The 13,939-nt window shown below is 47.8% G+C and carries 8 protein-coding genes; 5 read left to right on the top strand and 3 right to left on the bottom strand.

The window, feature by feature from the left end; translation table 11 throughout:
• Positions 1-46 precede the first annotated feature (46 nt).
• The 5 genes from ACQ4MZ_RS16505 to ACQ4MZ_RS16485 all read left to right on the top strand — a co-directional run bounded on the left by ACQ4MZ_RS16505 (position 47) and on the right by ACQ4MZ_RS16485 (position 3,339).
• Positions 47-1,105 carry a hypothetical protein gene (locus tag ACQ4MZ_RS16505; RefSeq protein ID WP_430846343.1) on the top strand — a complete coding sequence of 353 codons (1,059 nt, stop codon included), beginning with the start codon at positions 47-49 and terminating at the stop codon, positions 1,103-1,105.
• Positions 1,106-1,120: 15 nt separating this feature from the next.
• Positions 1,121-2,200, top strand: coding sequence for a DUF4238 domain-containing protein (locus tag ACQ4MZ_RS16500; protein WP_430846341.1), 1,080 nt, complete (start codon positions 1,121-1,123; stop codon positions 2,198-2,200).
• A 262-nt stretch (positions 2,201-2,462) separates the two neighbouring features.
• Positions 2,463-2,645 carry a hypothetical protein gene (locus ACQ4MZ_RS16495; protein WP_430846339.1) on the top strand — a complete coding sequence of 61 codons (183 nt, stop codon included), beginning with the start codon at positions 2,463-2,465 and terminating at the stop codon, positions 2,643-2,645.
• A gap of 68 nt (positions 2,646-2,713) precedes the next feature.
• Positions 2,714-3,031, top strand: a complete 318-nt coding sequence (locus tag ACQ4MZ_RS16490; protein WP_430846337.1) for a hypothetical protein — start codon at positions 2,714-2,716, stop codon at positions 3,029-3,031.
• Between the two features lie 11 nt (positions 3,032-3,042).
• Complete coding sequence (locus ACQ4MZ_RS16485) at positions 3,043-3,339, top strand: hypothetical protein (protein ID WP_430846335.1); 297 nt, start codon at positions 3,043-3,045, stop codon at positions 3,337-3,339.
• 704 nt (positions 3,340-4,043) lie between these two features.
• Here the strand turns inward: ACQ4MZ_RS16485 and ACQ4MZ_RS16480 are convergent.
• The 3 genes from ACQ4MZ_RS16480 to ACQ4MZ_RS16470 all read right to left on the bottom strand — a co-directional run bounded on the left by ACQ4MZ_RS16480 (position 4,044) and on the right by ACQ4MZ_RS16470 (position 13,935).
• Entirely contained in the window at positions 4,044-5,972 is a 1,929-nt protein-coding gene (locus ACQ4MZ_RS16480) for a hypothetical protein (RefSeq protein ID WP_430846333.1), read from the bottom strand.
• Positions 5,973-5,983: 11 nt separating this feature from the next.
• Positions 5,984-6,709, bottom strand: coding sequence for a hypothetical protein (locus tag ACQ4MZ_RS16475; protein WP_430846331.1), 726 nt, complete (start codon positions 6,707-6,709; stop codon positions 5,984-5,986).
• Between the two features lie 131 nt (positions 6,710-6,840).
• Positions 6,841-13,935 carry a hypothetical protein gene (locus ACQ4MZ_RS16470; RefSeq protein WP_430846329.1) on the bottom strand — a complete coding sequence of 2,365 codons (7,095 nt, stop codon included), beginning with the start codon at positions 13,933-13,935 and terminating at the stop codon, positions 6,841-6,843.
• Between the last annotated feature and the right edge of the window lie 4 nt (positions 13,936-13,939).

The following is a 13,939-nucleotide window of genomic DNA, read 5'->3' as shown; positions in this document are numbered from 1 at the left end:
TTTCCTGATTAGTTTTAAGATTAACCCTCGATAACATTCTACTTCTATGGATCAAAGTGATGATTACTACGATAAATATGTAGAGAGCTGGGAACAAGTGCGTGGCACTCTGCGCTCCGGATACCGCGCCTATGATTACAACTACTCACCCTACTTTTCGGACTACAATAATCTTTACACGTTCATTTACGATAACATAAACACAGCCTGGGACAATCTTAAAATTAAACCGGTCTACTTTTTCTTTAATGACAGCGATGAGCTGGAAGCCGTTGCAATTTCTCGAAGTAAAGCGATTACAATTAACAAAGGACTTTTGGAGCGGTTGATGGAATTTTTCAATAGGTACGAAGCCTACTTGGCTAGGCCTGCATCCACGCAACCGGTAGTTTATCGACACCTGGATATGCCTGTGCACTCGCTGATGTTTCAAAGCGCCGCTCTGTTTTTATATTATCATGAACTTGGGCATATCATTCAGCACCTACCAGGAACAGACCGTTCGTTCAGTGAAAGCCGGATAGGAACTTCCGATCCCACGTTCATCTTAGAAGACAATGTTATGGAATTGGATGCAGACGATTTTGCTGCATATAACATCGCCAGTCATGTCGTGGATCATTGGAGCCGGTTGCCGGAAGTAGCGAGAGACCAGCAAACACTTGAAATCCTTATAGGGCTGAATATAGCTTCGGCTTTTATCATGTTCTATGTGCTCTCCGGAGAACGATTGAAACCAATTTACTTCGAAGCCTACGATCATCCTCATGACACTATACGCGTTGTCAATATCATCGGAAAAATGGTTGAGGATGCAAAAGGCTACCGAAAGACCAAAAATTTTACTCTAAGCTCGCAAAGTATTTTAGGCGTTGCCCTACGAATAGTGAAAGACACATTCGACGAAACCATCTATAATGATTTCAGGGCAACGCTCAATCGAGACCAGCCTCAAATTGTCGCCCATTTTAACATGCTAAAAAATGAATATAAAACCCGGTCTTGGTTGGCAGGAAACAGGATGATCGCAAGCCAGAAAAGCAGGTCTCCTTTTGCCAAAATTAAGCAGTTGTGGATGAATTTTATCACTCCTTTATTCTCTTAGCAATCCAGCTACGCAATGCCTGTTAACAAAAACCAACATTACGTACCTCAGTTTTACCTTCGGTATTTTTCCTACCAAGGAAACAGTAAGCAGATCGGAGTCTTTGTCCCCGATGCTTGTTTCAGCCATCCTACAACAAAGATCGCCGATGAATGTACACTACCATATTTCTACGGTAAAGACGGGGAGCTAGATAAGGAAATTAAGACGATCGAAGACAAAGCTGCAAAGCTGCTACCTCAAATTTGCGCGACAAACACCGTGCCTCGACGGGACTCAGAGCATCATTCCTTTTTGGTATTTTACGCAATGTTAAGCATGCAGAGGACCGCACTGGCTGCAGAGACCGTGTTGGAATCAAATAAGTTCATAGAGGAGCAACTTCAACCTGACCCCAATGAAGCGTTTTTTAAATCGTTTTTTGACTTTTCTCGGGAAGATGCGATAAAGCTGAAATTGAGAGTCGCCTTCGAATTGTACACAGTTCTGATGGACTTAGAAATTAAACTACTGGTCAACAAAACCGCGATCCCATTTGTAACTTCGGATAGCCCCGTCACCATGTATAACCAACTGGCCGAGGCAAAAAAGGCGTTGGTGCCGTCCTACGGATATGCTTGCCTTGGCATTCAGTTATTTTTCCCAATAAATCCGCAGTATTGCTTAATTTTCTACGACTCTACTACTTACAAAGTTGGGAATCGAAAAGATCGGGTGATAACCGTCATGGACGAAAAAGACATCTTTGATATCAATCGTTTACAGATGTTGCAATGTGCCAAGAAGGTCTTTTTTAATCACGACCTTGGCAAGCGGGAACTCGCCAAACTAACGTCCAGCTTAACAAAGCATCCGCGCAAAAATCTCTCTGAAAATAATGTTGCCGACTTTCTTGACAATGGAGGGCAAGTCCATAAAGAATCACTCTATGTTTCATCTAAACCAGAAACTCGGGTAAAAATGGCCCTTTCGTTCATAAAATCGATTACTCCACACCAATCCTGGCACCATGATCGGGCGAATACCAGAAAGGCCGTAAGCAGACTTTTAGATGAACTATATGCTTCACTAGAAGTTACGCACTTCATGCTGTAAGGTACACTTCCCATTTCACAAAGTGATTCCCCCGACATCTTAATGGAGGTTACATGTTACGAATCGCATCTCCCTGCCGATAACTAACCCAAATCCACCGGTCCTTAAAAGGCCGATTAGAATTACTTACAACCCTGATTATTAATACATCGAGGATGTCAGGAGGCATACTTGTGAAGTGTAAATCTAAAAGGGCAGGAGCACATGCGCCTGCACCTTTTTTGCCGAACATTTTATTTCTCACCGTTAAATCAACACTAAAATGAAGTTAGCTGTGTTAGAAGCTGATCTGGATGGGGTTGTCGACTTTGGCTACCTCACCATCAAAAGTAGGCTTTTGTTCCGTTTCCTGACTGCGAAAGCAGAGTTGGGTCACCTTTGGCAGGCAATGCTGGCTAAAAGTGATCCTTTTTTAACACTGATACCGGTCGGGATTACTTGCTAACCACCAGGCAGAGTCTGTATGACCCAGGCCTTTCAGACGTCGACCACATTGAACGCGTTGTCGTACCGATGGAAAAAATCGCGGGGATTGATCATCCGACACATAGCCGCCTGCGTCGGCACGAAATTCCGGATGCGGACGAGAACCTCCCAATTGCTTATCGGCTATTGCAGCGTTTTGTCGATGCGAGGACGGTGCTTGGCAACGATTGGCATTCAGCACTCATAGCTAGTGACCCATTCTTCACCACAGAGAAGGGTAAATGCTATCTGACATCCATCGGGAGGTCACTTTCCGATTTAAAAACAGGCCCAGTCGATCACATGGAGCGGGTAATCGTGGCAATGGAAAAGTTAGCGGGTATACCAGTAAAATCAGTGGTATGACACTGTCATTTATGAAAAGTTATTCCGAATACCAAGTCGAACCCGAAGGCATCGTTGAATTTGGCTACTTGACCATAAAGGATAGATTACTGAGAAGATTCGTACCAGCAAAGGCAGTCCTGGGAATATCTTGGAGAAGGAAGATTATGGTAGTAGACCCGTTCTTTTTAACAGAGAAGGGGATAAAATTCATGATGAGCACAGCTCAGGCCGTCTCTGACCAATCCAGGGGAAACGTCGATCGGATTGAACGCGTCGTGATTGCGATGGAAAAAGCCGCAGGAATTGAGATCGAGACGGTTGTTTAACTTAAACATTAATATGAAATGAAAAAAGGCGCAGACCTGCGGCCCGGAGCGATCGATTCTCCCTACTTCGATGGTTTAACCATCAAAGGGCGGCTCATTGGCGGTTTTTCGCGGCGAAAAGTAAGTTCGGAAGGCAATGGAAGAAAATACTTGCGGAAAAAGACCCATTTTTCAATACAACAGCGGGAAAAGACTACATTTTTAAAATTGCCGGTTGCATATCAAATGGCACAACAAAACATATCGACAAAATTGAGCGCGTAGTGGTCGCTTTGGAAAAAATCGCGGATATCACGCATTCATCACATCAATACGTAGCAGGTCAGCACGGAATTCCAGACGAGTTGTATATCTCGATAGCTTATCGTCTGCTAGCTGGCTTCGAGATCGCTAAAAAGGCATTAAGTCTCAACTAATAATCAATCAGTTACGTGATAAAATGTAAAATCAATAACATTGTTTCAAGATTCGATGCGTTTCCTTCGCGCTCATTTTAGATAATTCTTTATTAATAATCGTTTCCTCTAAAATACCACGGTGTCGGTTGACTTAGGAATATTGCAAATCTCGTGGTTGTCGTTGCGAACCCTTAGCAGCTTAGATGGATCGATTATGCCATATGTCAGTTCTTCGAATGAGTTTACGAAAAGGTGAAAAATTAATAGCCATATGCTAGTTAATCAAGATGGCGCTAATATCACAAGTTAAGTTGCCCTTTTCACTAAAAGATGAAGCTCTAACTGAATATCAAAAAAATCATCCTCGTAAAAAAGTGGAAATTCCTCATTTCCACCACTATTTCCCACTTCAATTGTCGCCGGCCAGTCTTTTCTTTTATAACGTCTTCTACCTTTTTTCTCCCAATAGAAATTTCTTGATATCGGCTCAAGTTTGATGGTCCAATTGCCGACAGGGCTCATATTAAAGAAGACCTCCGAACCAACTATTTCACCAGACCTTGGGTGGCTCGTGCTAAAAACTCTACCCATGCTGACCGATTTCGTGTGCTGAAATTCCTTGATATCAAGTGCCACATAGCCCGTGTGATGTAGATAAAGCAGTTCGCTAGATTGCATCGTAATGTTTGAAGAAATATTGCCTTCAAGATCATGAGGGTTTTTAAGGTGTTTACCAAGCCCAACGACTGATACAGACACACCTCGCAATCTCGCATGATACTTATCGACTAGATATTCATTAGTAACATTAATATCCCATTTCCCATTATAGAAACCTCGTTTGAATTTCTCTCCATCGGACACATAATCACGAATTGATATTATCTTTCGTATATACACCTCATTTTGTGAGAATTTATTAACAAAATTGATGGCATCCCGATTCCACACTATGCAATCATCGAAAAATTTCGAATCTGCAACATTTTGCGCGGATAAAGGAGGAAGCTTCTTTTCATACCCATATATGCGATTTAGTCCGAGTTCAGCGGATTTCAATCTTGCATAAGCTTCGGCGAAATCATTTGTAAATCGTTCTTTCAATGGCAAAAGTCGCTTCTTATAATTTAAGATTCCGTCGTCAGATATTAGCGAAGAAAGTTTATAAATGGATGTAGATCTAAGAATCTGATCTCTCTGTAATTTTGCCTTGATATTTTCTTTCAACCATTTCAACTTCTTTTCAAGGAATTTTTTTCTATTCTTCGATACATCGTCACTGCTCTCCAGAGCAATCAACTGAGTTTCACTAATAATCTTCTGAATCTTCATATTAAAAGAATTCAAAGCAAGTTGTGCTGTTTCTCCTAACTGGTATGGATACTGAACAACACCACCAAAGTTTAATTGATTATGTGTTGGGCCAGCGGCATCCCTGCTTGTTGAGGCATAATCAGCAAAGAACAGGCTTGCGAAATTTAGCATCTTAATACTCTCATTTACATTCGAGATACTTGCATCTCCATACTTTTCATCGATCAATTTTTTCGTGTTCGCAATCGAGTCTCGCAATTTTGATTCGAGAATATTTTCCCCAGCAAGGAGGTTAACAACCTCGTCGATTTCAATTTGATACAACCCCTTCTCTATTTGTTCTAAGAGGTTGTCATCCAAAAGCATAAACTCATTAAGTTCAAGAACTAGCTTAAACAACTCAATTGATTTTAGATCCCACTCATTTCTATCCGACAATGCTCGTTCAAATAAATCCGCCGATTGATTTAACAAAACTTCAACCTTGCATGGAGAAAACGATTTAAACGAAACTGCAAGCTTTTCGAGATCAATCTCAATTTGCGATTCGAGGTTAGAAATTGATGAATCCCTTGGAACTGCATTGCGGTCTTCAAAAAACTCTTTAAGAAATTCCGATAGCTTATTTTTAAGTTCTATGATATGCTCATTACTATTAAAGACCGAAGTTTCCACTACGTTACCCGTATCTGGCAAGTGCGGTCGGCTTTTATTTAATGGAACATCGGCCAATTTATCAAATTTTTCAACCCCCTTCGGGCTGACATGGGGAGAGGGCGATGGCGCTTTCGGTCGTGGTTTAGGCTTATCGGGTATTGTATCTTGGGCGGAAGCATTCTGAGTAGCTGCTGAGGTTATGGCTAGCGAAGCTAAAAGTGTATTTACTAACGTCCGTCGGTCGAATTTTACATCTTCGTTCATCTTAGAGGAATTTATTTTTGAATTGATTGTATCATACATCGATCCATCCGACGAGCATTGGCTTTGTTAATTCCTTCACGGAAACCTGCTGCGATATCCATTATCCCAACTGCATATCCGATAGTTTTACCTGCCTTGGAAGTTCCGTTAAATGTTAATTCGGCCGCTGGTCGGGCTATGGGTTTTCCTATTCCTCGTAGAACCATATAGCCCACAATACCCATAGCGACCCAATTTAATATTTCCTTGATTGTCTCATAGGTACTTGGCGATGGGAAAAACGTCCCCCCAAGAACATCAGCAGCCGTCAATCCTGCTGAGCCATCGAGGCAAATAATAAGTTTCTGACCCTTTAACATTTGCTCAAAGTCGATGATACCTGTCCCCTCAATTGCCTCACGAACCGCTTGTTTTGATTCGTTGATTTCTCCTCGAAACTTTTCATTATACCCAAAATAGTTCCTTGTCGCTTTTTCTCTTCCCATGAATTCATTGTACTCCTTACTCATTTCAAAATGAAAGGGACTTTCACGTTCCCGCGTCAGTGAAAAACTACTGACTTCTCCACGTTCACTAAATGATGATCGTTCTCCACGTTCTCCTGACCAACCTCCCGAATCGCTCCCCCAGCCTCCTCGCTCACCCGAATCGCCACTGTTATCTCCATCATCGCCATCATGTCCATCAAAATCGTCTTGATTTCCCTCATTGCCACCGTCATTTCCTTCGTCTTCCATAATATTCCTAGTTAAATTACAAGTTGTTGTTCAGGAACTAATCGGTCCATGGCCCTACGTTTAACGCAACCGATTTCTACTTTAAAGTTTCTATTTGAGATACAGAAAATCAATACCGAATAATCAGAATTTCAGTTCGTTGTACCCGTATTCCACTCACTCCCGGTTTTCTCCACAATTTTCGGCACCCCAGCCCCAATAGCCAGCACCTCGGTCATATTAGCCATCAGCGAATCCTGGTATTTCTGCTGCTTCTCATAATCCTCCTCCCCCAGGTAAGCCATCAAGTCTTCGAGCCCGTCATAAGCCATGTCGACGGTTTCCAGCCCAGGAACTTCAAAAAAATCCTGCTGCCACTTTTCATTATCAATGTGGGAAATCACATACGATGTTACCTGCTCTGCAATGCCCGGCACCACCCCGCCCAGGTACCGCGCATAGTCCCATCCAAATTTCCGAAAGTAAAACTCCTCATCTTCCGGCTCATCACCTGCCAGCAGCTTCAACAGTACCGAGTAGGCCCCGGTAACAGCTGCCAGCCACATTGGGTTAATGATCAGGTTTGAGACCAATGACCCGCGCAGCTTATTCCACATCGCCTTGCGGTCCGACGCTGAGGCTTGCGCGCCGAATTTGATATATTCGACGCCTGCCTGTAACAGCTGGTTAAAAAGCTTTTGGGTTTGGCCAGAATACAGCCCGATCACCTTTGTGATAAAATTCGAGTCCCGCTGCATCCCGGTCAGGTCGGCAATGTCCGACATTTGGTTGGTAGCGTACACGGTTTCCGTCACAATGCGCGCCATTTCCGCATCTTGGTCGGCCCGTTTGAGCGTGCCGGCCTTTACCTGCGCGTCAGTTTGCAGCCTGGCAGCCTCGATATAGCCCAGGATCACCGCCCGGTCACCCCGACGGATCGGCGACATCCCGTAATCCTCGCTGATCGCGTCAAACTTCGAGTAAAGCTGTTTTACCATGCCCCAGCCCTTTTTGTTGAATTGGATGTCGGTCACATCAATCCCCTCCACGTACTGGTTTTGCCCGTAGAGCAGCCGGTTAATCACCACTGACCACCTGCTGCGATGCGCCTCCCTTTCACCAGCATCCGCAATATCTTCGCCCAGCAGTTTTCTGATATAAGGAGCTTCCACCGTGTCCAGACCAAAAGCATCCTTCAAGCCGATATCAGTGCCCTCCACGATATTGCTCACCGCACCGGTATCCGTAATGGCCCCACGGGAAATTTTAAGCATTGCAGGAGTGGCGGCGTTCAGGTAGCGGTCCTGGATATAACCCTGGCCGATCGCCGACGCCCACGTACCCAGCTGCTTGGCTGCAATCCCGAAATTGCCACGAAAGATGTAGGCTGTGTAGCGGTTAATAACCGCATTGGCTTTTCTGACGAAGGTGCTTTTATTAAGCTTGGCTGCCTGGGTTTGTTTGAAGTTTTGCAAATGCTCCGTGTCCCGTTCGAACACTTTCAGAATTTTGGCATATAACGGGTCATTGTCGCCAAACCCGTTGCGCATCATATTCTGGATATTTTTCAGGTTGTGTACAAGCCTGCCACTGCCCAGGATGTGACCCACCGCATCAGTATAGTACAGGTAGTCGTCCATAATATCTTTGATATAGATCGCATCAGGCCGTTCTTTCCTCTCATTGAGTTGCCGGGCATCTTCCAGGTTTGGGCTGAACGCGTTCACGCGCTGGTCTGCGGACATACCGCGTACCACCTGCAATGGCGAGTAGTCCGGTACAACGGCAAACTCCTCATCCGGGTTGAGGAATAGCTCGCTCTCCCTTTTCAACATCTCACGCACCTGAACATTGTTGTATGCTTCTTTGATGGCTTTATAGGCAATTTCTTCATCCGGCGAGCTTGCTCCAATGCCTGTCATGAACCGGTCCTCCAGTTTCTGCATCTCTTCCGGGGATAGCAACACATACACTTTGGCCTCGTCAATCAACCGCATCTCCGAGATGCCCGAGCCTGACTCAAAAACGGCGCTTCCAAAAATGTGGCCACCCTTGCGGATATCACCGCTGAAAAAAGCCGATGAGTCGCTGGGATCGTCGTAAAACTTTTCGTCAATGATCAGGCTCGTGTGTGTCTGGCCGAATTTCGTGTTGTAAGCATCACCCATGCTGAGCTGTGATTGGTGCTTGGCCAGGATATTCATCGCTACTGCCACGGGCACCACAATGTCTCGCGGCTCGCCCCGGCCTTTCTCTTCATTCCAATCCAAAATCTGTATCTGTACTTTTTCCACCGTATCGGGGTTGCTCGCGTTTTTATGGGTAGAGAATTTGCCCATTTGCCGCCTGATCTTCTCATAATTGGCCCGAAGAATGTTGTCGGCATAAGTACGCCTGGCCGCTCCGTCCCGCTTTACATCCCTGATAAGCGCTTTCAGCGTGCCACTTTCGTCATCTAGCAGTGAGACCACCGACTCCATATTGGCCAGTGACCCGAATGAGGCTTCAAGCCCGTATTGAAGGACTTTGCCAAATGTGCCCTGGCCATTGAGCTTTGCATGCAGCGCTGTCCCGTTCTTAATGGTCTTCACGATCCGGTTTTTTTCGGGAGAGGATGGGTCTGCAAATGGTAGAAAAGCGACCTGGTCGCCCGTAAAAAACGAATTGTTTATTGCCGATACGTCGTTAGACCAGTTTTCGCTGGTCAAAGCAGAAATACCTGTCAACGGGTCCCGGACTTTTTTCGCGCCCAGGTATTCAAACCCGGTAACCTTTTGCACTTGGGCGATGATCGCCTTCTCGGCACTCGTGAATTTACTTTTACCATAAATACCGCGGGCTTGCAGCAAGTGCCTGGCATTGTCACGGTGGTCGTTCCAGCTACCAACAATCTCGCCAGATCCCTTCGCCCCAAAAGAAAACAGGATATTCTCCCCGTCATTTTCCGTAAAGCGGAAAGGAACGTGGATCTTGTCCGGGTCACGCCATTTGGGGTCTCCCAAAAGTCCCATGTCCCATTCAACAGGATAACCCAGCTCTTCCAGCGGCTCCGTCTCCACAAAATCCGGATCGTATTCCGGCTGGCTATTTTCACCACCATTGCGGTTGATATATTCGGTCATCGCTTTCACACCCGGAAACGAGCCCAGCACTTCCTCGATGGCATTGCGGTAATCCTGATCGGTATACTTATCCGGCCAAAAAGAATTCTCCCACAGCTTATGGGCGATTTCTGTGATGGTAGGCGCATCTCCGCTTTTGATCAGGATCATGTGCTGGGCCTCCTTATTGTACTTCTTCTCGCCAAACAAATCCCGCAACGAATCCTCGTTGACTAGGCCGTTGCCAATAAAATACTGGTACACCTCGTCACGTAGATTGTAAGGCTCGCGGCTCAATGCCTGCAGACGCGCAGGGTTTTTGATCGGCCGTTGGTCCTTTCGTACCCCCTTTTTCTTAATGATAACCGGGTTCAGTATCGCGTCCACCGCTGCGCTACTGATGCCGGAAATTTCAGTTCCGGCCAATAATTGTTCGGCCACCGAAGCCGCGAAATCTTCCACAGCCAGGTCGGCCAGTTGAAGTGGCGTGAGCCCGTCAATCACCTTCACGGTCTTGAAGTAGTTTTTGATTGCTTTGAAAACTTCTACGAGCCAGTTTCGAAAATCCAGCTTTCGATTATCGGTGATAAACGAAGCCCCTTTATCACCAATAGCGCGGGCCAGGGCCTCTTCCTGCTGCGCGGCAAGCGTCAGGTTTTTGTAAAATGGATCGTTTCTGATCCGCTTTAAATAACCGCTCTGGCTAATCAGGTCGATGCCTTTTTCATAAAGCTGCTGATTGTTGGACCGCGCCCAGACCAACCAGATGTGGCCATATTCGTGAAGCGGCGTGTTCAGGTCATCTGCTACTGAGGCGGGGTTCAGGTATACTTTCCCTTGCTTGATCATTCCCCTGGGCGCAGGGCCACCATAATCCAAAGGCAGGCCAGAAAAGGAGAGAAAATCAATTTCGGTTTCCGGTATTTCAAGGTCAACACCAGGAAAAGCTTTCGTAAGCTGGACCAGCAACCGCCCGATTACCCCGGGCGCCGCCTCTCCAATAGCTATTCTTGCAGAACTTGCCTGCTGTGCATCAGCTGCGCTGCCTGGGCTGCTGTTTGCGGGTTCGACGCCAGCCTCCGTCCCCAGTCCTGCAAGTGAGCCGCCATAATCGTCGTTTGCTTCTTCAAGCTGTCGAGCGACTGTTGCAACGGCTCCTGCTGTGCCGGCTCGGAGCCCCGCTGCTTCATCCGAGAGAGCAGCGTCTGCACTTTCGATTGCAGCTGTAAGGCCAGCTCGTAGTTTTCTTTCTTCATCCTTAGCAGCTCTAAGGAATTCTCGGAGTTCTGCTGCACGAGCGTATTCAGATTCGACTGGACGTGGCTGGCCGGCAACGCCGCCAATTCCCTTGTTGTCAGGATTTTCATTTGATTCCGCCGTATTTGGCTGTGGATTTTGATCAGGAATGAAAAGCGTTTCGCCCGAGGCCGCATCCTGGGCAATCCCTTTAATAAAAGACCTTACTCTCTGGCCATACGTACGCACTTGCTGCTGATCAAAGCCTTTGTGGCCCATCACAAATTTAACAAAATCCGCATCTCGTTTACTCGGTCGGCTTTGCGCTGCAACATAGGCTGCCTTATCGATGTCATTTTCGAAATCAAGCGTGAAGGTCTTGGTGCCGTAGCCATACCGGGGGTTAGCCTTCGCAAGGGAAGCTGGTAGCCGTGGCGTCACCTGTTCGGTGGAATCTTCTTCGGCAGGCTCCTGGGTCTCTGCTCCGCCTTGCTCCCAGTCAGCCAGGTCTTGCGCGGTTGGCTCAAAGCCGATGGCATCAAAAAATTCCATATCACTTAGTTTGGGCAGTGATGGCATAGGGCTGCGGGTACCATCCTGCTCATACATCTGGTTATACAGGTCATAGCCGTCCAACACCTGGTCGCGCACACCATCGTAGGCATCCGGGTTCACTTCCAACACTTTTACCGCCTGGGCAAGCTGCCCAATGAGCTCCTGCGCATCGGCAGCAATGTCAATCGTGGGGTTGGTTTTCGCGTTCACTTTAAGTCCCGTTTGCGTGAGCGATCCGAGCGCAGCCTGGTAGGTGGCGATATCCCGCACAGGTTCAAAAACATATTGCTGCCGCTGGATAGGCCTGTACGTGCGGCCAGCCTGATCCAGGATATTTTCATTAACCTGAACGGGTTGGCTGCGTACGCTACGGATCATTCCCTGGCTATCCATAGCGAACTGGCCAGCGTCCGGCACCTCTGTTTGTATATCGGCCTGAAACTGCTGCTCACCAGAGAGCGCCTGCATGTTGTCCTTCAAATACCTGCGACCCAGCTGCTTGGTTTGCGGGTTAGAAATTGCCTGAATCGCCTGGCCGGAAATCTTCTCAAATACTTGGGAACCGGTTTGTAATTCAGCTTCTTTCTGATAGGTGGCCGTTGCCTGGTCGAAAGCCCCAAGGCTGGCAGCAAGCTGCCCCCTTTTAAATTTTAGCAGTTCCGGGCTGGGAAAATTTCCGTTCTCGTCAGTGGCGATCTGGGTCGGGTCTGCCAGCTGCGCATCAATAGCCGCAATTTGCTGCCTGACCTGGCCAGTCTCTGCAATGGCCTGATCTATGCTTTCCCTTGTCGAGGCCACCTGCGCCATGTAGGTTTTATCTGCACTATCCAGCCACGCCACATCCTTGAATCCATAGATGGTGTCATACAGCGTGGCCGCACGCCGGTTAATGTCCTCATAGGTCTGCGCATTAAAACTGCCGTCAGTGTCCTGAAATTGCCCGTTTTGTCTTGCCGTTTCAAGCACTTGCGATAGGCGCATGTTTTGCTTCACATCTGCAAGCCCTACGTGTGGATTGGCCCTGAGCTGCTCCCGGATATCGGTATCGATAAATGCGCCAAGCGTCTGGTCGAGTACATGAGGGTTCTGGTGGAACATTCCCAGCCCGGTCCCCATCAAGCCGCCGATCAACGACCCAAGCAACGCATTGGTGACAGCTTCGCCTTTGTTATTGACAAACTTTCCATCCAGCGCCTTCGCATTTTGATCGGCAACCCAGTTGTTATACATCTCTTTGGCAAAGTACTCGGCAGTCCCTTGCAGCAGCTCTTCGGCACTTTCGGCAAAGCCCTGGTCAAGGTAAGCTTGCCCACCTTTTTTAGCCACCGCCCGAAAACCCGCCATCACACCGCGGTCGGAGAGCTCCTGCAAGATACCCCGGCCCACGGCCTGCACCGCATCCGTTTCCAGCTCCTTGGAAAATTCCTTTCCCGCCAGCGCCGATACCGCGCGGCTATAATTTGCCCCACTGATTTCCCGTACCATGGTTTTGGCTTGCCCGGCTGAAATCCCCATCCCGCGCATGAGCGCTTCACCGCCAATCAGCTCAATCGCTCCCGAGACCATGGCCACCGGCAACGCGAACTTGCTGGCCTGTCCATAGCTCAGCCCGGAATCCAACGCCTGCTTTTGATACTGCGGAAACAATTGAAGGGTCGAAAGAGCAAAGGTACTTGCGCGCAAGGCACCGGTTACGCCCGCCGTACCGGACAAGCCGCGTGCGGCCACGCCCACATAGGGCACCAGCGTTGGCGCAATATAGCCAGCTACACTGCCAATGGTTGCCATCCAACTATTCAGGCTCGAAAGCCTGGACAGGTCAAGTTCACCCTTCTGGCTGTCCCAGCTGACGGGCGAAGCTTGGGAGGCCTGGTCTACGAAAACCCGCATGCCGTCGGCCCACTGGCCAATATCGGCCACACGCCCGGTAGATTTTTGTTGGTCATAAGTGCCCAGCCCTTTCTCTATCGCCGAAAGTATCAGCTCGCCACCTTTGGCTATGCCTTCCAAAAGGCCAGGAACGGCAGCGTTGTAAAAGGAACCTACGAAAGCCTGGCCGGCGCCCACCTGGGGATTGGAAAGCGCCACTTCTTTCGGGGTGGTGCCCCTTCTGGCCATTTCCAGCACGGCGCTGTATTTATTGGTGCCACCGATCTGGTCTAGCAGGGGAAACCAGGTCTCGATCGCCTTCTGCTTCTGGGCACCACCTTTCGTGATTGCCGCATCGATCGACTGCTGCATTTGGGCCGGGTCAAAACCCTTCTGGACAAGCACACTTTGAGCGTCCTGCGGTATCAACACCCGCGTGATGTCGGGGTACAGGTCAAAATCCGGCTGCAAAGTTTGCTTTCCCATCCTA

It is taken from the genome of Dyadobacter sp. BHUBP1, assembly GCF_050587785.1.
Classification (GTDB): Bacteria; Bacteroidota; Bacteroidia; order Cytophagales; family Spirosomataceae; genus Dyadobacter.
Note: the sequence above shows the minus strand (reverse complement) of the source record. Positions and strands in the feature narration are given on the sequence as shown.